The sequence below is a fragment of the Streptomyces fulvoviolaceus genome (assembly GCF_000718165.1).
GTDB classification, from domain to species: Bacteria; Actinomycetota; Actinomycetes; order Streptomycetales; family Streptomycetaceae; genus Streptomyces; species Streptomyces fulvoviolaceus.
This window is the reverse complement of the sequence record NZ_JOEY01000011.1, coordinates 135,212-161,923: the sequence shown is the minus strand read 5'-3', so window position 1 is coordinate 161,923 and position 26,712 is coordinate 135,212. Positions and strand designations below refer to the sequence as shown.

The following is a 26,712-nucleotide window of genomic DNA, read 5'->3' as shown; positions in this document are numbered from 1 at the left end:
GGGTGTTCAGTACGCGGCGAGGTTCCGCACCGCCGCCACGGCCTTGTCCGCGGTGGGGATGATCTGCTCCGCCGGCGCGTCGGCGAACGGCAGCGGGACGCACTCGCCCGCCACCCGGCGCCCGGGCGCGTCCAGCAGGCCGAGTCCCTCGTCGTCGACGACCGACACGAGGGTGGCGCCCCAGCCGCCCTGGTGCGGGTTCTCCTCCACCGTCACCAGCCGCAAGGTCCGGTCGTGCGAGGAGAGAACGGTGCTCAGGTCCAGCGGCACCAGGCAGCACAGGTCGACGACCTCCGCCTCGATGCCGTCCTCGGCGGGGTCGTGGGCGTCCTTCTCCGTACGGCGGATGACGGCCATCTGTTCGTACAGCGCGAGGAGTTCGTCCCGCCCGGCCATCAGGCGCCGCCCCTGTTCAGATGGGACTGTGCCTCGCGCCGGGTGTTGAGCTCGCCGCCGACCGTCCAGTACTTGCGGCCCGCCACCAGCAGTTCCTCCGCCGGGAACTTGGTGATGACCTCGCAGCCGTCGGCGGTGACGACCAGCTCCTCCTCGATGCGGGCCGCGGACCAGCCGTCGTCGGCCGGCCAGTAGGTCTCCAGGGCGAACACCATGCCCTCTTCGAGGACTTCGGGATGGTCGAGGGAGACGAGGCGGCTGAAGATGGGCTTCTCCCAGATCGACAGGCCGACGCCATGGCCGTATTGGAGAGCAAACGCAGCGGTCTCGTCGGCGAAGCCGAACTCCTCGGCGCGCGGCCACACTTGGACGATGTCGGCGGTGGTGGCGCCGGGCCGGACGAGGGCGATGGCCTCGTCCATGTACTCGCGGCAGCGCACGTACGCGTCGCGCTGGGCGCGGGAGGCGCTGCCGACGGCGAAGGTGCGGTAGTAGCAGGTGCGGTAGCCGAGGTGGCTGTGCAGGATGTCGAAGAAGGCGGGGTCGCCGGGGCGGATCAGGCGGTCGCTGTAGACGTGCGGGTGAGGTGAACAGCGCTCCCCGGAGATGGCGTTGACGCCCTCGACGTACTCGCTGCCCAGGTCGTAGAGGACCTTGCTGACCAGTCCGACGCACTCGTTCTCGCGCACGCCGGGGCGCAGATAGCCGTAGAGCTCCTCGTAGGCCGCGTCGACCATAGCGCAGGCCTGGGTGAGCAGGGAGATCTCGTCGCGGGTCTTGGTGCGGCGGGCCTCCAGGAAGACCTGCTGGCCGTCGACGACGTCGATGCCCTCGGCGCGCAGGGCGGCGAGGACCGGCATCTCGGCGACGTCGATGCCCAAGGGCTCGCCCGCCAGGCCGTGTTCGCGCAGTTCGGCGGCGATCTTCCGGGCGACGTCCTCGGCGATCCCGGCGTCCGGATGGAAGGCGCCACGGAGAGTGGAGATGCCGGCGCGGGCGCCGGTGGGCGGCCCGTCCTTGCCCTCGCTGTAGTCGAGCCAGGGGTTGTAGAGCTGGTGGTGGCGGGCCGCGGAGCCGAAGTCCCAGATGACCGGCTCGCCGCCGCGCACCAGCAGGGCGAAGCGGATCAGCTTGTCCATCGCCCAGGTGCCGATGTGCGTGGCGGTCATGTAGCGGATGTTGGCGAAGTCGAAGCTGAGCACGGCGCCCAGCTCGGAGCGGTTCAGCTTCTCGTGCAGGCGGGCCAGGCGCTCTTTGCGCAGCCGGTCCAGGTCGATGCGCTCTTCCCAGTCGACGGCGTTGGGTCCGTATGTGCGGATCGCCATGGCGAACACCCCCACTGCGGAGTGAACGACCGCGCACCGGAGGTGTCAAGTGCCACTGAACACGAACCAGACGCCCACGGCCGGTTCGGCGCCATCGTTGCGGTACCGGTGCGGGGTCGTCGACTCGAAGCAGACCGCGTCGCCGGGGCGCAGGGTGTGCTCGTCGAAGCCGAGGGTGAGGACGAGTTCTCCGGAGGTGAGGTAGCCGTACTCGGTGCCGGCGTGCCGCATCAGGCCGCCGGAACTGGAGGAGGAGCCACCGGGCCGGTACGTGACGAGCAGGAAGTCGACGTCGGTGCCGGGGACATGCCCGAGGCGCTCCCAGACGACGCCGGAGTCCAGCTCCAGCACGTCCCGTGCACCGGGTGCGACCAGGGGACCGATACGGCGGCCGGGGTCGGCGGCGAAGGCGGCCAGGGCCTGCACCACCGTGCCCGGGGCCACGGCGACGACCGGGGACACGGCGCCCTGCTCCTCGTAGGCGTCGAACAGTGCCTCCACGGAGATGCCGAGGACCGTCGTGATGGCGTACAGCGTGCTCACCGACGGCTGGCTCTTGCCGGTCTCGATCTGGGAGACGAGGCTCGCGGAGACGCCGATCTCCCGGGCCAGGCCGCGCAGAGTGAGCCCGCGCGCGAGGCGTGCCCTGCGGATGCTCGCACCCAGGGACGGCACGGTGGCTGGTGACACGAGCAGCTCCTCCGACAGACCGGCATGTGCAGTGACATTGAACAGCCACGGCCCGCGCCGATGGAAGGGCGACCGTCACGCCGGGAACACCGCACGCACCTCCCACCCATGACCGTCACACGGCCCGGCATTCAGCTCGCCGCCCAGTGCCGTCACCCGTTCCTTCAGCCCGACGAGGCCGAACCCGCCGCCGTGCGCCGCGGCCGGGAGCTGGCTGCCGCCCCGGCCGTCGTCCGCCACCGACACGTCCAGCCGACGGCCGTCGTGCCGCAGCCGGACGGTGACCTGGGTGGCGTCGCCCGCGTGCCGCCGTACGTTGGTCAGCGCCTCCTGGACGACCCGGAAGGCCGCCGCCTGCACCTCGTGCGGGAGGTCGTCGGAGACGGCGGGGTCGCGGTGCAGGACCGCCCTCTGGACCGGGGTCGCGAAGCTGTCCACGAGCTCGGCGATGCCCACCAGGTCGCCCACCGGGCGCCGGTCGGCCGCGTCCTCCCCGCTGTCGCGCAGCACGCCGACCGTGCGGCGCATCGACGCCAGGGCCTCGGTCGCGGCACGTTCGATGCCGGCGAGGACGGGGTCGAGGTCGCCCTGCTCGGTGTCGGCCATCATGCGGGCCACCTGGGTCTGCACCAGGATGCCGGTGACGTGGTGGGCGACGAAGTCGTGCAGGTCGGCGGCGATGGCCAGGCGCTCGGATCGGCGGGTGTCGCTGACGGCGACGGTCCGCCGGTAGTCCAGCGAACGCAGATAGGCGGCGAACCCCGCGGTGAGGCCGACCAGCACGAGGCCGATCAGCATGAAGCCCGTCATCGGGCCCATGTCGTTCCGGTAGGTCCGCACCGGCAGGGCCAGCACGGCGGCGCCGTCCAGCACGCCCGACAGCACGACCCACTGCGGCGGACAGTGCCGTACGGCGACGAAGAGCAGGCTCAGCAGGACGATCAGCTCGCCCGGGCCGAACAGACTCTCGGGGCGCAGCGGCGAGGTCGCCGTGTACAGCAGGGAGGCCAGGGCCGGTACGCCGGTGCGCAGCTGCGGGGTGAGCCACGCGGGGCGCCGGTCGGCCGGCCACAGCAGGGCCGCGCCGCCGAGCAGCAGCACGGCCACCACAGGCCAGTTGATGGTTTCGGAGGCGTTCGCGTAGTACGAGTCGATGGCCGCCGCCGCGAACAGGGCGCCGAGACCGGCGCCGCGTGCGCAGCCCCCAGGGGAAACGGACTTCATGCTGTTCACCGTATGCGGCGCGGGCCCGGGCGGGATCGGCCGAACGGTCGAGGGCACGCCGCCCCGAGCCTGACGACCTTGGCCTTATGGCCGAGGCGGGCGCCCGCGCCCACGGGCGAGGGTGGAGCCACCTCCTCACGGAGCCACTTCCTCCCCCAACCTCAGGAGTTCGTGATGCAACGCAAGTTCGTCGTCGGTGCCATCGGCGGAGCGGTCGGCGTGGCCGCCCTCTTCGGAGTCGGTACGCACCTGCTGTCCGGAACCGAGTCGACCACCGTGCTGGACGCGCAGGACACCGTGGCCGTCGGCGGTCACAAGGCACTCGCGGCGAACATCGTCGAGGGCCGCACCCAGAGCAAGTACCACCCCCTGCCCTGGGTCGGGACGAAGGTCACCGACGTCTCCTGCCCGACCGGGCTGAAGGCCGTCGCCGGGGCCTCCGTCACCTGCACCGGCAAGAAGAGCGACGGCGGGTCCGTCGACATCCCCGTCACCGTGGTCAAAGCCGCGGCCGACTCCGTGACCTGGAAGTTCGAGCGCTAGAAGAGGACCGGTTCCCGTGATGCACTCCGTTCTGGCCGGTCACGGCCTCGTCAAGAAGTACGGCTCCACCACCGCCCTGGCGGGCGTGGACGTCGAGGTCCGCGAGCGCGACTCGCTGGCGATCATGGGCCCGTCCGGGTCCGGCAAGTCCACCCTCCTCCACACCCTCGCGGGGATCGTCCGTCCCGACGGCGGGCAGGTCCTGCTGCGCGGCGAGCGCATCGACAATCTCGGCGAGAACAAGCTCAGCGCCCTGCGCCGCAAGCGCTTCGGGTTCGTCTTCCAGTCCGGCCAGCTGCTGCCCGAGCTGCCCGCCGAGGAGAACGTCGCCCTGCCGCTGATGCTGGAGGGCACGCCCCGCCGTCAGGCGGTGAAGCGGGCCCGCCGCTGGTTCGCGCCGCTGGGCCTCGACGGGCTGGAGGGCCGCCGCCCCGGCCAGCTGTCCGGCGGACAGGCCCAGCGGGTCGCCATCGCCCGCGCCCTGGCCGTCGAACCGGACGTGGTCTTCGCCGACGAACCGACCGGCGCCCTGGACCAGGCCACCAGCACGGAGGTGATCCGGCTGCTGACCTCGGTCACCCGCGAACAGGGCGCCGCCCTGGTGATGGTCACCCACGACGCCGACGTCGCCGCCCACTGCGACCACATCCTCCACGTCCGCGACGGCCTGATCAGCAACTACAGCCAGTACACGGTCGCCTGAGCCGACCGCGTACTTCAGGAGCCCCGACATGCGCACCTCCGTCCTGCCCCTGACCTGGCACCTCGCCCGGTCCTCCGGCCGCCGCGGCCTGCAGAGCCAGCTGCTGGCGGCCGGCGCCGCCGCCGTCGGCGCGTTCGTGATGCTGGTGATGATCGCCGCCTCGCTCGGCTCCGGCACCCGCGCCGACCACACCGCCTGGCGCACGCCCCAGGCCGACAAGCACGGCACCGCCGTCCAGGCACTCGCCACGACCTACGTCCGCCATGAACCCCTCACCGTCGTCTCCCTGGCCCAGCTGCCCGACCGCGCTGCGACCCCCGCACCGCCCGGCCTCAACGCCTTCCCGAAGAAGGGTGAGGTGTACGTCTCCCCCGCCCTGGCCGAGCTGCTGCACAAGCTGCCCGCGAGCCAACTGGCCGATCGGCTCCCGAAGGTCTCGTCGTACGGCACGATCGGCGCGGCCGGTCTCGCCTCGCCCGACGAGCTCGTCGCCGTGGTGGGCCGGGCGCCGACCGACCCCGCGATGTCCAAGGCGGCCGCGGAGGGCGCGAGTTGGTTCGACGGAGGCCAGAGCGCGCGAGCGGTGGTCTCCGGGTTCACCGGCACCAAGGCGAGCATGTTCACGGCTACGGACCAGGCGATGGCGTTGCTGGGCGTGGTGCTGCTGGCGATGCCCGTCGTGGTGCTCTCCTCGGCGGCCGGACGGCTCGGGGCGGCCCGGCGCGAGCAGCGACTCGCCGCGTTGCGGCTGGCCGGGGCGACTCCACGGCAGATCATCGCGATGACCGCGGTGGAGGCAGCGGCCGTCGGCACGGCCGGAGCGCTGACAGGCGCGCTCGCCTACGCGGTGCTGCTGCCCGCCCTCGCGAAGATCCCGTACGGCGTCGGCTCCTGGTACACCGGGCAGCTGTGGGTGGGACCGGCGTGGTTCGCGGGCGTCGTGCTGGCGGTCACCGCGCTCATCACCGTCAGCGCGGTGTCGATGCTGCGCCAGGTGGCGACCTCGCCGCTGGGGGTCGCCCAGCAGGCGAACCCGAGGCGCACCCGCATGATCCGGCTCGTGCTGTTCGTGGGGGCCCTGGGCTACATCTGGGTGTCCACGGCCGGCGGCGGCCAGCTCAAGGCCGGCCAACTGCTCGCCCTGCTGATCATCTTCTACGGCGCGTTCTGGCTGTTCGGCCCGTGGGTCGTGGACCGGCTGGGCCGGATCGTGGGCCGCTTCGCCCGCCGCCCGGCGACCCTGCTGGCCGCACGCCGGCTCAGCGACGACCCGCGCGGCGCCTGGCGCACGGTCAGCGGTCTGGTGCTGGCCGGGTTCGCGGCCGGGTTCTTCTCCGTCAGCTTGCTGGGCTCCGACGTCTCGCAGTACCGGGACCAGGTCGCCGTGACCACCGTCGGCACCGCCGAGGCCCGGCAGGCCGCCACCGAGGCCCGCACCCTGCTGAACCGGGCCGGCGTCACCGCGACCGTCACCGTCGGCAGCGAGGAGGACTTCGACAGCCTGCTGGGCGGCAGCCCGGGCGTGATCGCCCACGTCACCGGCGGCACGGAGCGCATCGACACCGCCGTCACCGCGCTCACCCCCGTCGGCTCGGGCACGCTGCCGTACTCCCAGGACTACGCGGGGGCGAGCGACCGTACGACCACCGACCGCATCGCCCAGGCCAGCACCGCCACCCTGATCCTGAGCTTCGTCCTGGCAACCGCCTCCGCCGGCCTCACCGCCGCCGCGAACGTCCTCGACCGACGGCGCGTCTACGGCCTGCTGCGCCTCGCCGGCACCCCGCTGAGGGTGCTGGACCGGGCCCGGCTGCGCGAGACGGTCCTCCCCCTCGTGGCCCTGGCGGGCGGCACCACCGCGATGGGCGTCTACGGCTCCTACCAGCTCAACAAGGCGGCCGGCGCCGGCATCAACACCTCCGGCGCCGTGGAGCTGGTCGCGTGTCTGGTGCTCGGGGCACTGGCGATGTTCGCCGCCATCGGCGCCAGCAGGCCGCTGCTGCGACGGGTGACGGCCGACCCGGCGCAGAGCGCGGACTGACGACACCGACGACCGGCTGGACGGCCCGCCGCGACACCGCGGCGGGCCGTCCCCATGACTTCCTGAGGCATGATGCGAGCCATGACGAGCCCCACCCCGCCCGGCGCGCCCATCCGTGTCCTGATCGCCGACGACCAGGACATGGTCCGCACCGGTTTCCGCTTCTTCCTGGACGCGCAGCCCGACATCACCGTGGTCGCCGAGGCGGCCGACGGCGAGGCGGCCGTGGAACTGGCCCGAAAGCTGCGGCCGGACGTGTGTCTGCTGGACATCCGGATGCCGAAGCTGGACGGTCTGACGGCCACCCGGCTGCTGGCGGGGCCCGACGTCGCCGATCCGCTGCGGGTCGTCGTGGTCACCACCTTCGACCTCGACGAGTACGTCTACGGCGCACTGCGCGGCGGCGCCTGCGGATTCCTGCTCAAGGACTCCGGGCCGACCCTGCTCGCGGAGGCGGTCCGCGCCGCCGCGGCCGGCGACTCGCTGGTCTCCCCCTCGGTCACCGTGCGCCTGCTCAAGCACGTCACGGCGACCCCGGAACCGACCGCCCCGCCCCGCCCGGCGCCGCCCACCGAAGCTCTCACCGACCGTGAGCTCGACGTGGTCCGGCTGGTCGCCCTCGGCCGCACGAACGCCGAGATCGCCGCCGAACTGTACGTCTCCCTCTCCACCGTCAAGACGCACCTGTCCAGCGTCCAGCTCAAGCTGGACGCCCGGAACCGCGTGGAGATCGCGGCCTGGGCCTGGCAGCACGGGCACGCGCAGCCGGATGCCTGAGCAGCTCAGCCGTCCCGGCCCTTGGCGTCGAGCAGCCGTTCCAGCCGGTCGAACCGCTCGTGCAGGGCGCGCACGGTCTCCGCGCCCGCCTCGTGGACACCGTGGGCCAGCCGGTGGCGACGCCGCTGCTCCCGGCCCACGAACCAGGTGGCCGTGGCCGCGGTGACCATGCCGTACGTCGTGATCCCGACGACCATCACCACCGCGCCGACGACCCGCCCCCACAGGGTCACGGGATAGAAGTCGCCGTATCCGACAGTCGTCGCCGTCTCGATCGACCACCACAGCGCCTTCGGGTACGACGTCAAACTGGCGCCCCGCACCCCGTGTTCGGCGGCGACCACCGCCCAGGAACCGGTGAGCATCACCACCGCGAGGACGGCCGTCGCACCGCCCGCCGCCTTCAGGTGGAGCGAGCGCCCCTCCCGGGCGAGCAGCAACTCGACCGCCCTGGTGAGGAATCCGGGCAGCATGGTCGCTCCTTGGGGTCCGGTGCCGTATGCGGACAGTGTCGCCACGGCGGCGGGCGGGGGCACGCCGGGCGGAGCGTTCGAGTCGCACCAGCGCTCACCCGAACAGGCCCGAGCGCTGGTGGCCCACCAGGGCCGATGGTGCGCTGTGGGAACTCACCCCGTTCTCAGGAGGCCACCGCGATGACCGCACGTCCGTCCCGACCAGTCAGACTCCTCGCCTCGGCCCTGGCGGCAGGCACGCTGCTGACCACGGCGGCCTGTTCGAGTGACGACGGCGACAACGGGTCGAGCACCGCGGAAGTGGCCGCGTCCCCCGTCGCCAAGAAGTCGCCGACCGCCTCACCTGCCGCAGTGCTCACCGAGGCCGGCGCGCGGACCGCCCTGATCACCGAGGCCGACATCGAGGACGACTGGACACAGGTGAAGGACGCCGCGACCTGGCGCGACTCCCTGCTCATCGACACGGTCGACGTCGCCGACTTCCTCACCGCGAAGACCGACGCCGCCGACTGCCAGAAGCTGCTCGACGGGCTCTACGGCGACGACCTGCTGGGCGAGCCCTCGGGCGCGTCCGCGCTGAGGGGCTTCGAGGAGGACCAGTCCCGCCTCCTCCACCAGGTCGCCGCCTACGGCCGGGCCGAACTGGCCGCCTCCCTGACCTGGTTGAAGACCCTGCCGGTCAAGTGCGACCAGTTCACCGCGACCGACTCCGCCGGTGAGCAGCGCACGGTCCGGGTGATCGAGGCCTCGCTGCCCGACGCGGGCGACGCCCGGCAGGGACTGCGCGTCACCGTGCAGGGCAAGGCCGCCACGCTCACGCTGGACGTGGCCGCCGTCCGCGTCGGCACCGACGCGATCACCGTCACGGCCGGCGGCCTCGACGGCGACGAGGGCGACTCGGTCGAGGACGCGGTGAAGCTGGGCACGCAACGGCTGAAGGACGTGCTGGCCGGCAGAACGCCCGCCGCGACCCCCGGCGAGGTCGACTGATGCTCCCGCCTGCGCTTCGGGCCCCTTCCGCTCGAGCCGTTTCCGGGACAAGCTGATCATCGGACGGCACAATGGCGACGAAGGCCGCAGGCGCGAGCAAGGAGCACAGTCGTGAGCGAGAGCCACACCCCGGCAGGCGGGTCGGCGAGGCTGAACACCGGTGTGGCGCACAACGCGCGCGTGTGGAACTACTGGATCGGCGGCAAGGACAACTACGAGGTCGACCAGCGGGTCGGCGAGCACGTCGCCGGGATGTTCCCGATCATCCGGGAGATTGCCCGCGCGGACCGCTGGTTCCTGGGCCGGTCGGTGCGGTTCCTCGCCGGTGAGCAGGGCGTCCGTCAGTTCCTCGACATCGGCACCGGGCTGCCGACGGTGGAGAACACCCACGAGATCGCCCAGGACATCGCGCCCGACTCGCGCATCGTCTACGTCGACAACGACCCGATCGTGCTCGTCCACGCCCGAACCCTCCTGACCAGCACCCCCGAAGGCGTCACCGACTACATCGACGCCGATGTGCACGACCCGGACGCCATCCTCGAACGTGCCTCGCAGACCCTCGACTTCGACAAACCGGTCGCGGTGATGATGCTGGGCATCCTCAACTTCGTGCTCGACGCCGAGGAGGCACAGGACATCGCGCGCCGCGTCGTGGCCGCGCTGCCCTCCGGCAGCTACCTGGCCCTGACCCACCCCACCTTCGACGCCGACCTCGGTGGCGAGGGCCAGGTCCCGGCCATGAAGTTCTGGAACGAGAACGCCACGCCGCCGATCACCGCCCGCAGCCGCGAGGACATCGCCGCGTACTTCAACGGGCTGGAGCTGCTCGACCCGGGTCTCGTGTCGTGCTCGCAGTGGCGTGCCGAGCCCGACTCCCCCGTCGTGGTACCGCAGTTCGGCGCGGTGGCCGTGAAACGCTGACACAGGCGCCGATTCCGGCCCGAGTTCGACCGAGCTCGTCGTGGAGGACGTATGACCACCCTTGCCGACCCCGTCCCCGGCGGCCGCCCCGGTGACGTGGAGCGGGCCACCGCGCTGAGCGACGAGCTCTCCGAGCGGGGCGTGCACGGCATCGTCCTCGGCTACGTCGACACCGCCGGAGTCGGCCGGGTGAAGACGGTCCCGACAGCGAAGCTCGCCTCGGCGGCGGCCTGGGGCGTCGGCATGTCACCGGTGTTCGACACCTTCCTGGCGAACGACTCCATCGTCGCCACCGACGTCCTCGGCTCCCCGGACGGCGACCTGCGCCTGTACCCCGACCTCGACCAACTGGTCGTCCTGGCAGGGCAGCCCGGCTGGGCCTGGGCCCCCGTCGACCGGATCACTCAGGAGGGCGAGCCGCATCCGGGATGCACCCGGACCGTCCTGCGCCGAACCGTCGCCGAGGCCGCCGAACGGCACGGCATCACGTTCAAGGCGGCCATCGAGATCGAGTGGTCCGTGGGTCAAGGGGCGGCGCCCGACGGCGAGTTCGTGCCCGCGACCACTGGACCGGCGTACGGCGCCACCCGACAGGTCGAGCTCGGTGACTACGCGGCCGACCTCCTGGCGGCCTGCGCCGAGCAGGGCATCGACATCGAGCAGCTCCATCCCGAGTACGCGGCCGGGCAGTTCGAGATCTCGGTGGGCGCCCTCGACCCGGTGGCGGCGGCCGACCGCAGCGTCCTCGTCCGGCAGACGATCCGGGCGGTCGCCGGGCGCCACGGCCTGACCGTCTCCTTCGCCCCGGCGGTCTTCGCCAAGGGCGTCGGCAACGGCGGCCACATCCACCTCTCCGCCTGGCGCGCCGGCGTGAACCTGCACGCCGGCGGCAAGGGCCGCTACGGCATGACGGCCGAGGCCGAGTCGTTCACGGCGGGGATCCTCGCCCGTCTGCCCGCCCTCACGGCCGTGACCGCACCGAGCCCGGCCAGCTACCTGCGCCTCAAACCCTCCCAGTGGGCAGGGGTGTTCACCTCCTGGGGCAGGGAGACCCGCGAGGCGGCCGTCCGGGTCGTCACGGGCACGGCGGGCCTCCAGGCCCGGGCCGCGAACCTGGAGGTGAAGCCGGTCGACCTGGCCGCGAACCCGTACCTCGCCCTGACCTGCCTCATCGCCGCCGGCCTGGACGGCCTGACCTCGGCCGCGCCCCTGCCCGAGGAGACCACCGGGGATCCGGCCCGGCTCGGCGCCGCGGAGGCGGCGGCCCGGGGCGTACGGCGGCTGCCGACCTCCCTGTCCGAGGCGGTCGAGGAGTTCCGCGGGGACAAACGGCTGCGGGCCGCGCTGGGCCCGGTCCTCGCCGACGCCGTGATCGCCGTACGACTCGGGGAGATCGAGGCCGTGGCCGGGCTGGACGACGAGCGGGTCGCGGCGGCGTACCGCTGGAAGTACTGACATGAGCGCACGGCCTGTTGATGAAGCGCTCGCGGCCGTACGGCTGGTGGACCACCACTGCCACGGTGTCGTGACCGCCGACCTCGACCGGGCGGGCTTCGAGTCGCTGATCACCGAGGGCGCGGCCTGGCCCGGCATCTCCCCGTTCGACAGCCCCGTCGGCGTGGCGGTCCGCCGCCACTGCGCTCCCCTGCTGGACCTGCCGCGCCACGCCCCCGCGGTGGAGTACGTAGCACGGAGGTCCCAACTCGGCTGGCACGAGGTGAACCGCCGCTTCCTCACCGCCGCGGGCACGGACGTGCTCTGCGTGGACACGGGGTACGTGCCGGACCGCATCACGACGCCGCAGGAGCTGGCGGAGGCCGCCGGCGGGACGGCTTACGAGGTCGTACGACTGGAGAGTGTCGCCGAGGCGGTGGCGGCGCGGGGCGTCGAGCCGGGCGAGTACGCCGAAACGTTCCGCTCGGCCGCCCTCGACGCGGTGGGCCGGCCGGGCGTGGTGGCCGTGAAGTCCGTCGCGGCCTACCGGACCGGGTTCGATCTGGATCCGACCCGCCCCACGGACGCGGACGTCACCGAGGCGGCCCGGCGCTGGCTCGCCGACGGCGGCCGCCTGGCCGATCCGGTACTGGTACGGCACCTGCTGTGGACCGCCGTGGACCTGGGGCTGCCGCTCCAGCTGCACACCGGGCTGGGCGACAGCGACATCCGTATGCACCGGGTGGACCCCACCCACCTGACCGACTGGCTGCACCTGACCTCGGGCACGGTCCCGGTTCTGCTGCTGCACTGCTGGCCGTACCAGCGGCAGGCCGCCTATCTGGCCGCGGTGTTCGAACAGGTGTACCTGGATGTGGGCCTCACCCTGCACTACGTCGGCCCCGCCCGGGCCCGGGCGATCCTGGCGGAGGCGCTGGAGATCACACCGTTCCGCAAGCTGCTGTACAGCTCGGACGCCTATGGTGTGGCTGAATTCCATCTACTCGGCGCGCGGGCCTTCCGGCAGGGTCTGGCCGAACTGCTCCAGGAGCGGGTGGACGCCGACGAACTGAGCCTGCCGGACGCGCTGCGGATCGCGGCGTGGGCGGGCGGAGACAACGCCCGCCGCCTTTACGGACTTCCCTCCCCCGACCCCGTCCCAGCAGGCGAGCACGACTGAGCGCCCGCCGTCCCCGGAAAGTATGATCAAGCAATGTCTGACATGACCGAAACCACGCCCGGCTGGCTGAGCGCCGACGACCTCGAGCAGGCGCGCGCCCGCATGCCGATCCTGTACGTCGAGGCCGTGCCCGTGCGCGTCGACGACAGCGGCGAAGTCACCAGCGTCGGCCTGCTGCTGCGCATAGGGCCCGACGGGACGGTCAGCCGGACCCTGGTCTCCGGCCGCGTCCTGCACCACGAGCGGATCCGCGACGCCCTCCTGCGCCACCTGGAGAAGGACCTCGGCCCCGTGGCGCTGCCCCGGATCCCGTCCGCGCTGCAGCCCTTCACCGTCGCGGAGTACTTCCCCACGCAGGGGGTCACGCCGTACCACGACCCCCGCCAGCACGCCGTGTCCCTGGCCTACGTCGTCCCGGTCGCCGGCGACTGCCGCCCCCGCCAGGACGCCCTCGACCTGGTCTGGTTCAGCCCGCAGGACGCCCTGTCTCCCGCGGTGCAGAGCGAGATGCCGGGCGGACACGGGGTGCTGCTGCGGCAGGCGCTGGCGCATGTGGGCTCGGTGAGCTGACCCGCGGTCAGTCGGAGTCGCCCCGCTGGGTCGTGCCGGGCTCGCCGGTGTCGCGCTTCCACTCGACGACCAGCTCGTCCTTGGTGCCGAAGCGGACCAGGTGGCTTCCGAGGACGCCCTCCAGGAGGTCGAGGTGTTCGGCGTCCGTCTCCAGCACGAGCAGCAGCGCACCCTCGGCGGCGGTGAGGGTGCCGGTGCCGCCGTTCTGGAAGACGACGCTGCCCTCGCCGCTCTCCTCGTCCCAGCTGGTCTCGCTGCGCCGGCCCAGGTGGGAGGCGAGCTGCTTGGCGTAGCGGTGGGGGCGGTCGGTGGGGACTCGGGCTTCGGAGCGGGGCATGGAGGACTCCCGGGGTGACGGTGTGCGAACGGTTCGATACTGCCGCAGTGACGCACCCGGCACGCACCCGCCCCCTTCCATCGCGTGCGCAGGATATGGGTTCGCGGCGCGTCGGGCCGGCAGCGCTTGACGCTCGCGGGCGATGAGGGGAAGGTTGGACATATACGTCGTAAACATACGACGTTGTGAAGCGAAGGAACCGGGCCCATGAGCCCACCGTCAACCGTCCTCGTGACCGGTGGAGCCGGTTTCATCGGCAGTCACGCCTGCGTCGAACTGCTCGACCACGGCTACGAGGTGATCGTGGTCGACGATTACTCCAACAGCACCCCGCAGGTCCTGACCCGGGTGGAACGGATCGCCGGCCGGTTCGTCGGCGCCGTCTACGAACTGGACATCCGCGACCGGCGCGCCCTGTCGGCCGTGTTCGACCGGCACGCCGTGGACGCCGTCGTGCACTTCGCCGCGTACAAGGCCGTCGGCACCTCGACCCGCATGCCGGTCGAGTACTACGACGCCAACGTCGGAGGCACGACCGCCCTGCTCAGGGCCATGGACGAGCACGGGGTGCACCAGCTCGTGTTCTCGTCCTCCTGTGCGGTCTACGGCGACGCCGGGCACGAGCGCCTGGACGAGACCACCCCGCCCCGGCCCACCAACCCCTACGCGGCCTCCAAGTGGCTCTGCGAGCAGATCCTCGCCGACGTCTGCCACCGGTGCCCCGAGTACACGGTGCTGAGCCTGCGGTACTTCAACCCGGCCGGGGCCCACCCCAGCGGGCTGCTCGGCGAGGATCCCCCCGACCCGCCCGAGAACCTGATGCCGTACGTGGCCCAGGTTGCCGACGGCCGGCGGGAGCGGCTGCACGTGTTCGGGAACGACTATCCGACACCGGACGGGACCGCGATCCGCGACTACCTCCACGTCATGGACACCGTCGACGCCCATCGTGTCGCCCTCGACCATCTCGCCGACGGCCCGGGCATGCACGTGTACAACCTGGGCGCCGGCCGGGGCAGTTCGGTCCTGGACGTCGTCACCGCGTTCTCCGAGGTGTCCGACAGACCCGTACCGTACGAGTTCGCACCTCGCCGCCCGGGCGACGTGGCCACACTGGTCGCCGACGCGAGTGCCGTGGCGCACGACTGGGGCTGGCGGCCCACCCTCGACCTCGCCGACATCTGCCGGGACGCCTGGCGCTTCCAGCAGCTCAACCCGAACGGCTACACGGGCTCTGCCCGACGGCCGAATGCGAAGGAGTGACCGGCGGGCGAATCGACTGGGTGCCCCGCGGGCAGCTCCGACAGGGCGAACGCCGTCTCCACCAGGGCGATGTGGCTGAACGCCTGTGGCGCGTTGCCCAGTTGGCGGTTCGTGTCCGGATCCCACTGCTCGGAGAGCAGACCGACGTCGTTGCGGATCGCGAGCACTCTCTCGAACGCCTCCCGGGCCTGCTCCACGTGGCCGGTCACGGCGAGCGCATCGGCGTACCACAGAGAGCACGCCACGAACGTGCTCTCGCCGCCCGGCATGCCGTCCACGTCCTGCACACCGGGCCCGCCCTGCGCGTACCGCCGTACGAATCCGCCGTGCCGCAGGCCTCGCAGCGCCCGCACGGTCCCGCGCACGCGCTCATCCCCGGCCGGGAGGAATCCGAGCCGCGGCATCAGCAGCGCGGAGGCGTCCAGAGCCGAGGAGCCGTAGGACTGGACGAAGGACCCCTGCCGCGGGTCCCAGCCCTCCCGGCACACCTCCCGGTGCACCTCGTCCCGCATGGCCCGCCACTCGGCCGAGGAGCCGTTCCTGCCGAGCAACTGCCCCATCCGCAGGGCGCGGTCGGCGGCGACCCAGGCCATGACCTTGGAGTGGACGAACTGCTGACCGGGACCGCGAACCTGCCACAGCCCCTGGTCGGGTTCCCGCCAGCGTCGGAGCAGATTGCCCATCATGGCCTCCACCAGGCTCCACACATGCGGGGGCATGGGGATCCCGGCCCGCAGCGACAGCCAGAGGGCGTCGAGGACCTCGCCGTAGACGTCCAACTGAAACTGGTTCGTCGCTGAGTTGCCGAACCGGACGGGCCGGGAGCCCTCGTAGCCGGGCAGCCACGGCGCCTCGGTCTCCGGCAACAGGCGCTGCCCGCCCACGCCGTACACGGTCTGCAGGTCGGCGGGGTCGCCCGCGATCGCCCGCACCAGCCAGCCCAGCCAGGCCGCCGCCTCGTCGCGGTAGCCGCTGTGCAGCAGACAGGACAGGGTCAGGGTGGAATCGCGCAGCCAGCAGTAGCGGTGGTCCCAGTTGCGCTCGCCGCCGATGCGTCCGGGCAGGGATGTCGTCGGGGCGGCGACGATGCCGCCCGTGGGTGCGTAGGTGAGCGCCTTGAGCGTGATCAGGGAGCGCATCACGGCGTCCCGCCACGGTCCCGCATAACGGCACTGGACGGCCCAGCGCCGCCAGAAGTCGCCGGTCTCCTTCAGCAAGGTCTCGGCCGGGACGCACAGCGGCGCGGGCGTCTCGGGCAGATGCGACGGCGACCACACCAGCGTCAGCGCCAGCCGTCGTCCGGCCGGGACGGTGAAGTCGTACACCATGGAGTCCGCGCCGTCGACCGCCCGTACGGGGCCGTCGGCGTCCAGCCAGACGGCATCCGGGCCGGCGACCGCCACCGCGCCATGGTCGACGGCCCGGATCCAGGGCACGACCCGGCCCTGGTGGAAGCGCAGCCGCAGCTCGCTGCGTATGGACACCGTGCCGGAGAGGCCCTCGACCACCCGGACGATGCAGGGCAGTTGGGCGCGGGGCGGCATGAAGTCCGTGACCCGCACGGCCCCCGTCGCGGTCTCCCACCGCGTATCCAGGACCAACGTGTCCGGCCGGTAGGCCCGCTGTGGGCACGGCCCGCGGGCGACGGGGGCGACCCGCCAGAAGCCGTTGTCCTCCGTGCCGAGCAGCGCGGCCAGACAGGCCGGCGAGTCGAAGCGGGGCAGACACAGCCAGTCGACGGAACCGTCCCTGCCGACCATGGCCGCGGTCTCCAGATCGCTGATGAGGGCGTAGTCCTCGATGGGAGTACTCATGATCGCCAGTCACTTCACAGTCGAGACGGTGGTCGTGCGCGGGGTGGCACCGACGGCGGCGGCAGCTCCGCCGTCGGCTCATTCTGCGGGGGCTTCCCGTTCCGCATCATTGATCACCACTGTGGAAAAGCCGTATATTTACGGCGTATACGTACATACTGGCCTCACGAGAACCCCGAGTCAACCCCGATCCCCCCGGAGCGGATCACCCATCGCACGGTGCCCGCCTCTTGACGATCTACATAACAGGGGGGAATATGTACATATACGTCGTAAACATACAGCATCCGGATACGTCCGGTCGCTCTCCGGGACGCACCGGAACCGCACTTCCCGCACCTCCCACCCTTCCGTCCACGGAGCACCGATGTACCTCCTTCCTGTCCGGCGGAGCGCCCAGCGGATCCCTGATGTCGCCCCCGAGTACGAGTCCGCGCACGTCGACCATGCCGCGGCAGCCGTCGCCGTCGTCGGCCTCGGATACGTCGGCCTGCCCACGGCCCTGGCCCTGCTCGCGGCGGGCAACAAGGTCATCGGCGTCGACGTCAGCGAGAGCCGGCTGGACGCCATCCGCCGCCGCGAGGTGGACCTGACGCCCACCGACCACCAGCGCCTTGCCACGTACGTGGACGACCCACGCTTCACCGTCACGTCGGACCCCGCCGCGGCAGCCCGGGCGCGCACCGTCGTGATCTGTGTGCCGACCCCGATCGACCGCCACCTCGTGCCCGACCTTCGCGCACTCTCCGCGGCCTGCGCCTCGGTGGTCGAGCACGCCGTGCCCGGCCAGCTGCTGATGCTCACCTCCACCACCTACGTGGGCGCTACCCGAGATCTGCTGGTGGAGCCGCTGACCGAGCGCGGACTCCGGGTCGGCAGCGATGTGTTCGTGGCCTTCTCACCGGAGCGCATCGACCCTGGACTCGTCAATGACCACCCGCACATCTCCCACGACCGCACTCCGCGCGTGGTCGGTGGCACGGGCGAGCTGAGCACCGGCCTGGCCGCGGCCGTTCTGCGACGGACCGCGCCCGCCGTACACCTGGTCTCCTCGGCCGAGGAGGCCGAGATGACCAAGCTGTGGGAGAACACGTTCCGGGCCGTCAACCTTGCGCTGGCCAACGAGTTCGCCGAGGACTGCCGGGCGCTGGGCCTGCAGCCACGGCCGATCATCGAGGCGGCGGCGACCAAGCCCTATGGTTTCGTGGCGCACTATCCCGGGCCCGGCGTGGGCGGCCACTGCATTCCCTGCGATCCGCACTATCTGCTCTGGCAGCTGCGAGCGTTGCACGTCACCTCTCCGCTCGTCGAAACGGCCATGTCCGCGATCGCGGCCCGGCCCCGGCAGGTCGTGCGGCGAGTGCGTGACATCCTCGCCGACCGGAGCACCAGTACCTCGGGCGCCCGGATCCTGATGGTGGGCGTCTCCTACAAGCCGGGCGTCGCGGATCTGCGCGAGTCACCTGCCCTGGAGATCCTCGCGGAACTGGCCGAGGAAGGCGCCGAGGTGCACTTCACGGACCCGCTGATCCCCACGCTCGAGCTCGGCCCCAAGACGCTCGCCGGCGTCGCCGAGCCGGAAGCGGAGCAGTGGGATCTAGTCGTGGTGCACACGGTGCAGCCGGACGCCGAACTGGAATGGCTCGCCGATCAGCCGGCCGTGCTGGACGCCACCTACCGGCTCGGCCCGCTCAAAGCCAAGGCGGTCCTGTGAGCGCCGCGTACATGGGCCGCAAGGATCCCGGTGCCGGTGCCGCGTCGGCCCCGCAGCGGCTGGGGTCGCACGGGTCCGGACCCGGTCAGAGCGTCCTCACCCGACCGAAGCCGGCGCCGCCGCCGCTGCCACCGCTTCGCTCGGCGCGGCCGCAGCGGCCCGGTGCGGTGCGCCGATGGCTGGACCGGATGGACCCGGACACCCGCTACGACGCGCGGCGTGTGTTGACCCTGATCTGCCTGCTGCCGCTGCTGCTGATCCTGGCTCGGGGGGCGCCGGCGCTGCTCGAGGACCCGCTGTTGATGAGCTACGGCTTCACCGTCCTGCTCGGCACCATCACCATGTTCTACCTCGCCTACACCCGCTACGACGACCCGTCGGAACGCCCCATGCGCAAGCGGCCGAAGGCGAGGGATCTCGAGAGCTTTCCGGCACTGCCCACCACGCCGAGGGTGAGCTTCCTGTTGGCGGTCAAGGACGAGGTGGAGAACATCGAGAGCTGCGTACGCTCCATGGCCACCAGCGACTACCCGGACCTGCAGGTCGTCGTGGTCGACGACCTGTCCGAGGACGGCACCCAGGATGTGCTGCGCAGGCTGGAGGCGGAGCTCGGCATCACGGTGATCTACCTGAAGAAGAACCTCGGCAAGAAGGGCGCGTTGGTCCGCGCCTGCGAGGTGGCCCACGGCGACATCATCGCCATGACCGACTCCGACTGCTTCCTGGCCCCGGACGCCCTCGGCCGCTGTGTACGCGCGCTCGTCGACCACCCCGAGCTGGGAGCGGTGAGCGGCCACGCCCGCGCGCTCAACGCGGGCTTCTCCTTCTGGACGAAAGCCCAGGACGTGTGGTTCGAGGGCCAGTTCCGGGTGGCGAAGGCGACCGAGTCCACCTTCGGCCGCGTCACCTGCGTCTCCGGCCCGTTGGCGGTGTTCCGGCGCGACGCCATCTTCAACTACCTGCCCGCCTGGGCCAACGACCGCTTCATGGGCGCGCCCTTCCGCTTCTCCACCGACCGCCAGCTCACCGGTTACGTCCTCGGCCAGAAGTGGAAGGGGCAGGAGCTCAAGCGCAAGTACGCGGACTCGCCGTTCGTCACCCGGCGGGACTACCCGGAACGCGAGTGGCGGGTCGGCTATGTGTATTCGGCCAAGGTGTGGACCAACGCCCCGCCCCGCTTCCGGCCCCTCATGAAGCAGCAGATCCGCTGGAAGAAGAGCTTCGTCCGCAATCTCTGCTTCACCGGCACCTTCATGTGGCGCATGGGCCTGGGGCCCGCGACCCTCTACTACGGCCACGTCCTGTGGGTGACCGCCGCCCCGTTCATGGCGTTCCGGCACATGATCTGGGCGCCGGCCCAAGGGGCGGCCTTCCTCACCCTGCTCTACCTGTGTGGAATCATCCTCAAGGGCTGCGCCTACGGCCTCGCCTTCAAGATCGACAACCCGGGCGACGCCCGCTGGATCTACCGGCCGGCGATGGGCCTGCTCTCCACTTTGCTACTGGCCTGGCTGCTGCCCTACTCCCTCGCCACCATCCGGCGAGGCGTCTGGTCGAGGAGTGCCACCTGATGAACAACCTGCGCAAGGTCGCTCGCCCGCTCGGCCTCTTGCTGTACATCGCCGTGATCGGCTTGTCGAGACTCGATGACACTCACCAGAGGAGGCATTCCGCCACGGCCTCGCCTTCGAGATCGACAACCCTGGCGACACCCGCTGGATCCCCTCCCCATCGTCCGGCGAGGGGTCCCGTCCAGGAGCCCCACCTCATGAACAACCTGCGCAAAGTCGGACACCTGCTCGGCCTCTTGCTGTCACTCGCCGTGGTCGTCTTCCTGTACGCCATGGTGCTCACCCGGGGAGGCATTCTGCCGTGACCGCGACCGAGCCCCTGTCGAAGGTGAAACCCCGGCCCGACGGCCTCCGGGGCCGGACACGGCGAGGCGTCCGCCTCCTCACCCACTGGTGGGTCCGCACCGGACTGATCCTGCTCTCCGTGTGCGTACTCCTGGTGCCGTTCTACGTGGCCGCGCAGTACTACCTCGACCAGAAGTACATGAGCAGGCAGAGCGACCCGCCCGTGACCCGCGTCGACGCCACCACCGCCGCGGCAGCGGAGCGGATGACCAAGGGGCTGCCTGCAGCCACGGCCCCCGTCGTGCTGACGTACCACGACATCAATACCGACAACCCCAGCGAGTACGTGGTCACCCCCGCCGCCTTCGATGCCCAGATGGCCGCTCTCAAGCAGGCGGGATACCGCAGCCTGACCAACGAAGAGTTCGTCAACTACCTCAAAGGCGGCCCCGCCCCGCCGAGGTCGGTCTTCATCACCTTCGACGACGGGCCGAAGGGCCTGTGGGTCAACGCCGACCGCATCCTGGCTCGCCATGGCATGCACGGCACCGTCTTCCTGATCACCGCCCGGGTGGACGACCGCCCCTACTACCTCTCCTGGCGGGAGGTAGGGCGGATGGCCGGCTCCGGTCGGTGGGACTTCCAGGCCCACACCCACGACTTGCACTGGCGTGAGCAGACGGACACCGCCGGACACCGCGACTCCGCCCTCTCCCACCGCCTGTGGCTGCGGGACCGGAACCGCCTGGAGACCCGGTCGGAATACCAGGCACGAGTGACCGCCGACATCACGTCGAACCTCGACGCGTTCAAGAGCCACGACCTGCCGAAGCCCCAGCTCTTCGCCTACCCCTTCGGAGAGGCCACGGAACACGGCAACCTGCCTCCGGGCCAGACCCTGCAGGAGCTGCTGTACAAGAACTACGCGGCCACGATGGCCAACGAGTCCCCCGACCCGCTGAGGCCGCCGTTCGCCGCCAGCCGCCGCGCCGCGGCGGAGCGCACGATCCAGCGACTCGAGGTGCTCAACACGACCACCGCCGACGAGCTGCTCTCCAAGGTCGCCCAGTGGACCCAGGCACCCCCCGTCGCCTCCGACCCCCTGAACGAACCCGCGCTGTGGACGCGTACGGACGGCAGCGACCAGCGTGGCATCGACGTCTTCACCGAGCACAAGCCCTTCCCCGGCAAGGACCAGCGATACGCCGCCGCGGACTATCGCGTTCTCGGGAGCGTGGACTGGACCGGCTACCGGGTGGACGCCACCATCACCGGGCTCGGGGAGAGGACCAACCAGGCCGCCGTCTCGGTACGCAACCGCAGCAGGGACCCGGTCGTGATCCACGTCGGCCAGGGCACGGCCAGACTGCAACACGGCGGACACCAGGCGGTCGTCCGCAAGCTGGTGCCGAAGAGTTCGCACACCCTGAGCGTCACCGTGCACGGCGCCACCACCACGGCCCGGGTGGACGGCAGCACCGAGCTCAGCTGGACCGCCAAGGGCATCACCGCCGAGGGCCTCACCGGGGGCTTCGGCATCCGGGTCGGCAGCGACGGGCCGGGGGTCGCGCCACCGGCCTTCAGCGCGCTACACCTCTCCACGCCGCCCAAGAAGACCGCTGCGGCCGCCGACAGTCGGCAGACCGTGGCCGGATCGGCGCTGCTGATCCCCGACGCGTACTGGGAGAGCACCCCCGGGGTGCGGGCGCCGTTCGAGATCAAGGAAGGTGTGATCACGCCGCTGGGTCGTAGCGCCCTGTCCGTCTACGGGGCGTATCAGCCCACCCGGACGCAGCACTGGACCGGCTACACGGTGAGCGGCACGATCTCCCAGCTATACGATCCAAGGATGAAAGGTGCGATTTTGGTCAAAGTGGGCAGCTTGCAGACGATCAGCGTGCAGGTCTCCCACAGCCGACTGGAGGTGCTCTCCGGGAACGCCGACAGCCAGAGCCTGGTCGTCGCACGCGATCTGAAGGCGGCCGACTCGCACGATGTGTCGGTCACGGTGACCGGCCGGTCCACGGTGGTCGGTGTGGACGGCAAGGTCCAGATGACACTGCCGGCCAGGGGCGAGACCGGAGGCGTGGCCTACGCCGCGTACCGGGACACCAACCGGAGCTTCTGGCCGCGCCTGGCCGACCTCGAGGTCGCACCGGTGGCGGGCGGATGAGCGACGAACCGACGCGCCGGGGGAGCCTCCGGTCCAAGCGCCGGAGGCTCCCCCGGCGGACTCTCGTCTACGCCCTGCTGCTGGCCACCGCAGCGGTCATCGGGACCGGTACGGCCCTGTTCATGAAGGTGGACGAGGAGGAACCGCCGAAGCCGACGGTCCTCTTCGAGCCGAGTTTCGCCAAGGACGGCCTCGTCACCAACGCGTTCGCCTTCCTCCACCCGAGCAACCCGCACGCCAGGCTCTCCCCCGACTGGATCACCACCAGTGGTTCCCTCTTCGCCAAGGACGGCGCGGGCTGGACGGGCGTGCCCGACGCCGGCGACACCGGCCCCGACTCCGCCCGTCACACCGACTCGGCCGTCTTCCGTCTGGCCACGCGCCGGCGCGACTTCGGGCCGGCGACGGTGAGTATGTGGGTCCGGCTGGAGCCGCCCGTCACCACCCCGCGCACCCCCGCCCGCGACTGGGACGGCGGCCACGTCTGGCTGCGTTACCACAGCCCGGAGGAGCTGTACGGGATCAGCTTCCGCCGCCGTGACGGCGTGGTGGTGATCAAACGCAAGATTCCGGGCTTCGGCTCCGAGGACGAGGACGAGGACAACGGGGGCTACGCGACCCTGGCCGAGGGCAAACGCGCCATCTCCTACGGCACCTGGCACTACGTGACGGCAAGCGCTGTCAACCTGCCCTCGGGATCAGTGCTGCTCCGATTGGACATCGACGGGAAGACAGTCCTCACGGGCCAGGACCCCACCCCTGGCCCGCTCCGCCGGCCGGGCGCAGTAGGACTGAGGGCGGACAACACCGAGCTGTTCTTCCGGGATTTCCGTGTCATGCCGGTGCACTCCACGCCGACGTCCGATTGACCGGACCTCAGCTGCCAGGTGCCCGTGACAAGCCGGTCGAGCAGGACGTCCAGGCCTGCGGCCGCGGCCCTCCGTGCTCGGCGAGACCGGGCGCGATGGCACGCAGCCGGGGGAGTCCTGCGCGAGCATGAGGCGCAGGCCGAGCCGGAGCGCGGGTTCGGGTTCCTCGCGGTTGTCCACCATGGCCCGTAGCTCGACGAGGAGGTAGCCGCGGAGCCAGGCGGTGACCGCCTGCAGGGACAGCACGGCGGTGCGGTCGTCCATGCCTGCCCGGTCTAACAGCGCGAGGAGACGCTCGTAGAACCGCAGCACCGCCATCGGGCGCCGGGCCAGGGGCACAGCCGGCATGCGCGTGGCGAGCAGCGGCGCGACCTGGGGTGCGCCACCGAGACGCGGCGGGCCTCCTGGGCGATACGGTGCAGCGCGTCGCGCCACGGAACGGGCTCGCCGACCTCTTCACCCGCTCCGGAATCGGAGGCTTCCAGGCTCCCCTCAAGCTCGCTCGATGCCGAGCCTGCGCATGCTCGGTGCGGACATGCCTGCGCGGTCCACCACTTCGGGAGCGGCCGCCGGCACCCGCTCCCGGCTCAGCCGCCCGTAGCGCGGTGACGGGCTCCCCATGTCCTATGCCGCGTTGACCGCTGCCAGCGAAGCGCTGATCCGACTGGCGGCGAATCCCGTGCCGCACACGAATCGCAGCAGCGGCCCGAAGGTGGGAGCAGCAGCCAGCCCCGCGAAGTACAGGCCCGGCACCGATGCCTGGAAATCGGCGGACAGCTGCGGCGCACCGGCCAGCTGAGGCGGATCGACGGCGCTCTTGCGCACCGCCCGGCGCAGCTGTGGGCTCAGCAGCTCCACCCTGTCGATGTCGACCAGGTATCCGGTCCCCGCGATGACATGGTCGGCGTACAGGGTCTCCACGTCTCCGCCGGGATCCCGCACCTCCAGCCGCACCCCGCCGTTCTCACGCGCCGCCGCATGGAGGCTACGACCGGACAGCACCGGGACACGGCCCTGCACGCGCTCCCGGAGCCACCATGCGCCGGACGGTCCCAGGACCGTGTGCAGGAGGTGGGCACGGATGCGGGCCGGCATGTGCCGGATGGCCCCGGGCCCGCGGCTGCAGACCACCAGCGGCCATCCGGTGCCCATCACGGCCTCCGGCCACAGCAGTCGGGCGTGGAGCGAACGGTCCTCCGCCCGGTCGGTCTCCGGGGGAGGACCGAAGGACGGACGGGTGCGGGCGAGCACCGCCGGCTCCGCTCCGGCCTCGTTCAGCAGAGCAGAGGTCTCCAAGGCCGACTGGCCGCCTCCCACCACGACGACGCGCCGGCCGGCGAACACCGACAGGTCCGTGTGGTCCGCCGTGTGGGAGACGAGGCCGTCTTCCTGCAGCCCGGTCAACTCGCGCGGTACGTACGCGAAGCGGCTGACGCCCGTGGCGACAACGACGGCACTCGCGGTGAACTCCTCCCCGGAGTCCAGTGTGACCCGGAACCGGTCGTCGGGGCCGCGGTCCACGCGGCGTACCGCGGTCCGTTCCAGCTCAGGGACACGGTTCTGCTGAAACCAGAGCCCGTAGCGCACGAATTCGGACAGCGGCACCGGTTCCCGCTCGCGGCCCGGGTGGCGTCCCTCCTGGGCTCGGAATTCCCCGAGCCCGTGCCCCGGAGCGGGGGCGGAGATCGACGAGGAGAACGGGGACGACTTGAGGTGCATCTCGCGGGGCATGTGCGAGCGCCAGCCCTCCATCGGCTCCCCGAAGATCCGGTACGGCACTTGGCGGGACTGGAGGTGGGCGGCGATGGAGAGCCCGTAGGGGCCTGCTCCGACCACGGCGACTTTGGCGTCTCCTGGAGGCTTCATGGTTTCCGAACGACCTTCCCATGAGCGAGTTCTTGACTATGAGCCCATATCGGGCGTATGTATATTTACATCGTAAACGTACGCGATATGACAATCAAGACTGGCCAAGAGGTGAGGTAGCGAGCCGTGGCCGTCGTAGTCGTCAACGAAACGACCGGCACCGGACCGGCGAGGACCACGGGAGGGGTGCGCAAGCGCCATCGCCGCGGTTCTTCGGTCCCGGGCCTGCTCGCCGTCGACACGCTTGCCGCGGCCGTCGCCGCGGGCGGGGTGTATCTGCTCTTCCATCGCTGGTTCGTCCCGGCCGTGTTCGTCCCACTGTGGCTCCTCGCTCTGGCCTCACAACGGGTGTACGGACCGGATGCCGACGCGGAGCGCTTCCGCCGGATTCTGCGGGCGGCCTGCCTGGCGGCCGCCATGGCCGGCGCCGCATGGTGGTTCGCACCGCGGGACGAGCTGCTGCACGACGCGCTGACCGCATTGCCGCTGGCCGCCGGTGCAACGCTCGGGCTGCGCCGGTACCGGCAGGCGAGGATGCGCACCGGCCGGGGCCGGAACGCCGACCGGGTGCTCGTGCTCGGACCCGCCGAGTCCGCCGCCGAGTTGATCGCGGCGCTGCGGAGAGGGCACGCCCCCGGGCCGCAGATCGTCGGCGTCTGCCGCACCGGCCCGGCAGCCCCCGACGGCGGTGCCGTGGACCTGCTCAAGGCGGTACGGCGGAGCGGCTGCGACGCGGTCATCGCGCTGCCGGGCCCCGAGCTGGGCGCCGAAAGACTGCGACAGCTGTCCTGGGAGCTGCGGGCAGCGGGCGTCGACCTGATGCTCGCGCCGGTCCTCGCCGACGTCACGGCCAGGAGGCTGGCCGTGCGTCCGGTCGCCGGAGTGCCCCTGCTGCAGCTGCGCGCACCCAGGATTTCCGCGCTGCCCCGCATCCCCAAAGAGCTGACCGACCGTCTGCTGGCCGTGCTGGGAATACTGCTGCTGGCTCCGCTGATGGTGGCCATCGCCGCATGGGTACGGCTCGACAGCCCAGGACCCGCGTTCTTCCGGGAACGCCGTATTGGGCGTGACAGCCGTGAATTCACTCTTCTGAAGTTCCGGACGATGCACCGTGGTGCGGATCGGCGCAAGGCCGAACTCGCCCACCTCAACCGCTACGGCAGCGACCGGTTCTTCAAGATCGCCGACGACCCGCGCGTCACCAGAGCGGGGTCGATCCTGCGCTCGTCCTCACTGGACGAACTGCCGCAGCTGTTCAACGTGGCGGCAGGCCATATGTCCCTCGTCGGCCCGAGGCCTCTGGTGAAGGACGAGGTCACCGCCCTGAGCGAGGACGCGAGTCACCGGCTTCTGGTGAAGCCGGGTATGAGCGGGTTGTGGCAGGTCAGTGGCCGCTCCTGCCTGCCGGCCGATGAGCGGGACCGTCTCGACGTGAGCTACGTCGAGAACTGGTCGCCCGCCCTGGACCTGTCCATCCTGCTGCGGACGCCGTCCGCGGTGGTGCGCCGGACCGGCGCATGCTGACCCGTGTCATCGGCGGGACCGAGTCA

At 71.3% G+C, this 26,712-nt stretch carries 23 protein-coding genes; 15 read left to right on the top strand and 8 right to left on the bottom strand.

Annotation, left to right across the window (positions count from 1 at the left end; all coding sequences use genetic code 11):
* Positions 1-6 precede the first annotated feature (6 nt).
* From IG08_RS54165 to IG08_RS0113895, 4 genes are all read right to left on the bottom strand, one after another.
* A complete protein-coding gene (locus IG08_RS54165; protein WP_078655588.1) occupies positions 7-396 on the bottom strand; it encodes a transketolase C-terminal domain-containing protein in 390 nt (129 codons plus the stop codon).
* Positions 396-1,721, bottom strand: a complete 1,326-nt coding sequence (locus IG08_RS0113905; RefSeq protein ID WP_030600675.1) for a M24 family metallopeptidase — start codon at positions 1,719-1,721, stop codon at positions 396-398. The genes IG08_RS54165 and IG08_RS0113905 overlap by 1 nt, the downstream gene beginning before the upstream one ends.
* 45 nt (positions 1,722-1,766) lie before the next feature.
* The gene (locus IG08_RS0113900; RefSeq protein ID WP_043454205.1) at positions 1,767-2,411 is read right to left on the bottom strand and encodes a helix-turn-helix domain-containing protein; all 645 of its coding nucleotides are present in this window, start codon (positions 2,409-2,411) and stop codon (positions 1,767-1,769) included.
* 75 nt (positions 2,412-2,486) lie between these two features.
* Positions 2,487-3,635 carry a sensor histidine kinase gene (locus IG08_RS0113895; protein WP_030600669.1) on the bottom strand — a complete coding sequence of 383 codons (1,149 nt, stop codon included), beginning with the start codon at positions 3,633-3,635 and terminating at the stop codon, positions 2,487-2,489.
* A 174-nt stretch (positions 3,636-3,809) separates the two neighbouring features.
* Between IG08_RS0113895 and IG08_RS0113890 the strand changes: the two genes are divergently transcribed.
* The 4 genes from IG08_RS0113890 (at position 3,810) to IG08_RS0113875 (ending at position 7,699) form a co-directional block, all read left to right on the top strand.
* Positions 3,810-4,178, top strand: a complete 369-nt coding sequence (locus IG08_RS0113890) for a DUF4333 domain-containing protein (protein WP_030600666.1) — start codon at positions 3,810-3,812, stop codon at positions 4,176-4,178.
* 19 nt (positions 4,179-4,197) lie between these two features.
* Positions 4,198-4,881, top strand: a complete 684-nt coding sequence (locus IG08_RS0113885) for an ABC transporter ATP-binding protein (protein ID WP_030600664.1) — start codon at positions 4,198-4,200, stop codon at positions 4,879-4,881.
* Between the two features lie 28 nt (positions 4,882-4,909).
* Positions 4,910-6,922, top strand: a complete 2,013-nt coding sequence (locus IG08_RS0113880; protein WP_030600661.1) for an FtsX-like permease family protein — start codon at positions 4,910-4,912, stop codon at positions 6,920-6,922.
* An 81-nt stretch (positions 6,923-7,003) separates the two neighbouring features.
* A complete protein-coding gene (locus IG08_RS0113875) occupies positions 7,004-7,699 on the top strand; it encodes a response regulator (RefSeq protein WP_030600659.1) in 696 nt (231 codons plus the stop codon).
* Between the two features lie 5 nt (positions 7,700-7,704).
* On the opposite strand, the gene IG08_RS0113870 is transcribed toward IG08_RS0113875, so the two are convergent.
* Positions 7,705-8,172 (bottom strand): potassium channel family protein, encoded by a 468-nt coding sequence (locus IG08_RS0113870; protein ID WP_030600656.1) that lies wholly within the window; start codon positions 8,170-8,172, stop codon positions 7,705-7,707.
* 180 nt (positions 8,173-8,352) lie between these two features.
* Here IG08_RS0113870 and IG08_RS0113865 point away from each other — a divergent pair, with 180 nt between their 5' ends.
* The 5 genes from IG08_RS0113865 to IG08_RS0113845 all read left to right on the top strand — a co-directional run bounded on the left by IG08_RS0113865 (position 8,353) and on the right by IG08_RS0113845 (position 13,270).
* On the top strand, positions 8,353-9,162 hold the full coding sequence (locus tag IG08_RS0113865) for a hypothetical protein (RefSeq protein ID WP_030600653.1): 810 nt from the start codon (positions 8,353-8,355) through the stop codon (positions 9,160-9,162).
* A gap of 111 nt (positions 9,163-9,273) precedes the next feature.
* Positions 9,274-10,086: an SAM-dependent methyltransferase gene (locus IG08_RS0113860; RefSeq protein WP_030600650.1), complete on the top strand. Its 813-nt coding sequence runs from the start codon at positions 9,274-9,276 to the stop codon at positions 10,084-10,086.
* Positions 10,087-10,137: 51 nt separating this feature from the next.
* A complete protein-coding gene (locus IG08_RS0113855; protein WP_030600647.1) occupies positions 10,138-11,541 on the top strand; it encodes a glutamine synthetase family protein in 1,404 nt (467 codons plus the stop codon).
* Between the two features lies 1 nt (position 11,542).
* Positions 11,543-12,700, top strand: coding sequence for an amidohydrolase family protein (locus IG08_RS0113850; protein WP_030600645.1), 1,158 nt, complete (start codon positions 11,543-11,545; stop codon positions 12,698-12,700).
* A gap of 42 nt (positions 12,701-12,742) precedes the next feature.
* Entirely contained in the window at positions 12,743-13,270 is a 528-nt protein-coding gene (locus tag IG08_RS0113845; RefSeq protein WP_030600643.1) for an NUDIX hydrolase family protein, read from the top strand.
* Positions 13,271-13,277: 7 nt separating this feature from the next.
* Here IG08_RS0113845 and IG08_RS0113840 read toward each other — a convergent pair whose 3' ends face one another.
* Positions 13,278-13,607, bottom strand: a complete 330-nt coding sequence (locus IG08_RS0113840) for a DUF2218 domain-containing protein (protein WP_030600638.1) — start codon at positions 13,605-13,607, stop codon at positions 13,278-13,280.
* 207 nt (positions 13,608-13,814) lie between these two features.
* Between IG08_RS0113840 and galE the strand changes: the two genes are divergently transcribed.
* Positions 13,815-14,870 carry a UDP-glucose 4-epimerase GalE gene (galE, locus tag IG08_RS0113835; protein ID WP_030600634.1) on the top strand — a complete coding sequence of 352 codons (1,056 nt, stop codon included), beginning with the start codon at positions 13,815-13,817 and terminating at the stop codon, positions 14,868-14,870.
* Here the strand turns inward: galE and IG08_RS0113830 are convergent.
* Positions 14,831-16,684, bottom strand: coding sequence for a glycoside hydrolase family 15 protein (locus IG08_RS0113830; protein ID WP_043454201.1), 1,854 nt, complete (start codon positions 16,682-16,684; stop codon positions 14,831-14,833). The genes galE and IG08_RS0113830 overlap by 40 nt on opposite strands.
* A gap of 367 nt (positions 16,685-17,051) precedes the next feature.
* Between IG08_RS0113830 and IG08_RS0113825 the strand changes: the two genes are divergently transcribed.
* The 4 genes from IG08_RS0113825 (at position 17,052) to IG08_RS58995 (ending at position 23,296) form a co-directional block, all read left to right on the top strand.
* A complete protein-coding gene (locus tag IG08_RS0113825) occupies positions 17,052-18,398 on the top strand; it encodes a nucleotide sugar dehydrogenase (RefSeq protein ID WP_052424671.1) in 1,347 nt (448 codons plus the stop codon).
* A complete protein-coding gene (locus IG08_RS0113820) occupies positions 18,395-19,969 on the top strand; it encodes a glycosyltransferase family 2 protein (RefSeq protein ID WP_234342871.1) in 1,575 nt (524 codons plus the stop codon). The genes IG08_RS0113825 and IG08_RS0113820 overlap by 4 nt, the downstream gene beginning before the upstream one ends.
* Positions 19,970-20,270: 301 nt before the next feature.
* Positions 20,271-22,427, top strand: a complete 2,157-nt coding sequence (locus tag IG08_RS0113810) for a polysaccharide deacetylase family protein (protein WP_052424670.1) — start codon at positions 20,271-20,273, stop codon at positions 22,425-22,427.
* A complete protein-coding gene (locus IG08_RS58995) occupies positions 22,424-23,296 on the top strand; it encodes a hypothetical protein (RefSeq protein ID WP_052424669.1) in 873 nt (290 codons plus the stop codon). Before IG08_RS0113810 ends, IG08_RS58995 begins: the two co-directional genes overlap by 4 nt.
* Positions 23,297-23,920: 624 nt before the next feature.
* On the opposite strand, the gene IG08_RS0113800 is transcribed toward IG08_RS58995, so the two are convergent.
* Complete coding sequence (locus tag IG08_RS0113800) at positions 23,921-25,162, bottom strand: NAD(P)-binding domain-containing protein (RefSeq protein ID WP_030600621.1); 1,242 nt, start codon at positions 25,160-25,162, stop codon at positions 23,921-23,923.
* A gap of 126 nt (positions 25,163-25,288) precedes the next feature.
* On the opposite strand from IG08_RS0113800, the gene IG08_RS0113795 reads away from it, so the two are divergent.
* The gene (locus IG08_RS0113795) at positions 25,289-26,686 is read left to right on the top strand and encodes an exopolysaccharide biosynthesis polyprenyl glycosylphosphotransferase (RefSeq protein WP_052424667.1); all 1,398 of its coding nucleotides are present in this window, start codon (positions 25,289-25,291) and stop codon (positions 26,684-26,686) included.
* Positions 26,687-26,712: the final 26 nt, after the last annotated feature.

Coding starts and splice junctions, on each gene's coding strand:
- IG08_RS0113800 (WP_030600621.1), bottom strand. CDS start 25,162: ATGAAGCCTCCAGGAGACGCCAAAGTCGCCGTGGTCGGAGCAGGCCCC.
- IG08_RS0113875 (WP_030600659.1), top strand. CDS start 7,004: ATGACGAGCCCCACCCCGCCCGGCGCGCCCATCCGTGTCCTGATCGCC.
- IG08_RS0113840 (WP_030600638.1), bottom strand. CDS start 13,607: ATGCCCCGCTCCGAAGCCCGAGTCCCCACCGACCGCCCCCACCGCTAC.
- IG08_RS0113830 (WP_043454201.1), bottom strand. CDS start 16,684: ATGAGTACTCCCATCGAGGACTACGCCCTCATCAGCGATCTGGAGACC.
- IG08_RS0113855 (WP_030600647.1), top strand. CDS start 10,138: ATGACCACCCTTGCCGACCCCGTCCCCGGCGGCCGCCCCGGTGACGTG.
- IG08_RS0113870 (WP_030600656.1), bottom strand. CDS start 8,172: ATGCTGCCCGGATTCCTCACCAGGGCGGTCGAGTTGCTGCTCGCCCGG.
- IG08_RS0113850 (WP_030600645.1), top strand. CDS start 11,543: ATGAGCGCACGGCCTGTTGATGAAGCGCTCGCGGCCGTACGGCTGGTG.
- IG08_RS0113865 (WP_030600653.1), top strand. CDS start 8,353: ATGACCGCACGTCCGTCCCGACCAGTCAGACTCCTCGCCTCGGCCCTG.
- IG08_RS0113890 (WP_030600666.1), top strand. CDS start 3,810: ATGCAACGCAAGTTCGTCGTCGGTGCCATCGGCGGAGCGGTCGGCGTG.
- IG08_RS0113885 (WP_030600664.1), top strand. CDS start 4,198: ATGCACTCCGTTCTGGCCGGTCACGGCCTCGTCAAGAAGTACGGCTCC.
- IG08_RS0113825 (WP_052424671.1), top strand. CDS start 17,052: ATGTACCTCCTTCCTGTCCGGCGGAGCGCCCAGCGGATCCCTGATGTC.
- IG08_RS0113845 (WP_030600643.1), top strand. CDS start 12,743: ATGACCGAAACCACGCCCGGCTGGCTGAGCGCCGACGACCTCGAGCAG.
- IG08_RS0113905 (WP_030600675.1), bottom strand. CDS start 1,721: ATGGCGATCCGCACATACGGACCCAACGCCGTCGACTGGGAAGAGCGC.
- IG08_RS0113880 (WP_030600661.1), top strand. CDS start 4,910: ATGCGCACCTCCGTCCTGCCCCTGACCTGGCACCTCGCCCGGTCCTCC.
- IG08_RS54165 (WP_078655588.1), bottom strand. CDS start 396: ATGGCCGGGCGGGACGAACTCCTCGCGCTGTACGAACAGATGGCCGTC.
- galE (WP_030600634.1), top strand. CDS start 13,815: ATGAGCCCACCGTCAACCGTCCTCGTGACCGGTGGAGCCGGTTTCATC.
- IG08_RS0113895 (WP_030600669.1), bottom strand. CDS start 3,635: ATGAAGTCCGTTTCCCCTGGGGGCTGCGCACGCGGCGCCGGTCTCGGC.
- IG08_RS58995 (WP_052424669.1), top strand. CDS start 22,424: ATGAGCGACGAACCGACGCGCCGGGGGAGCCTCCGGTCCAAGCGCCGG.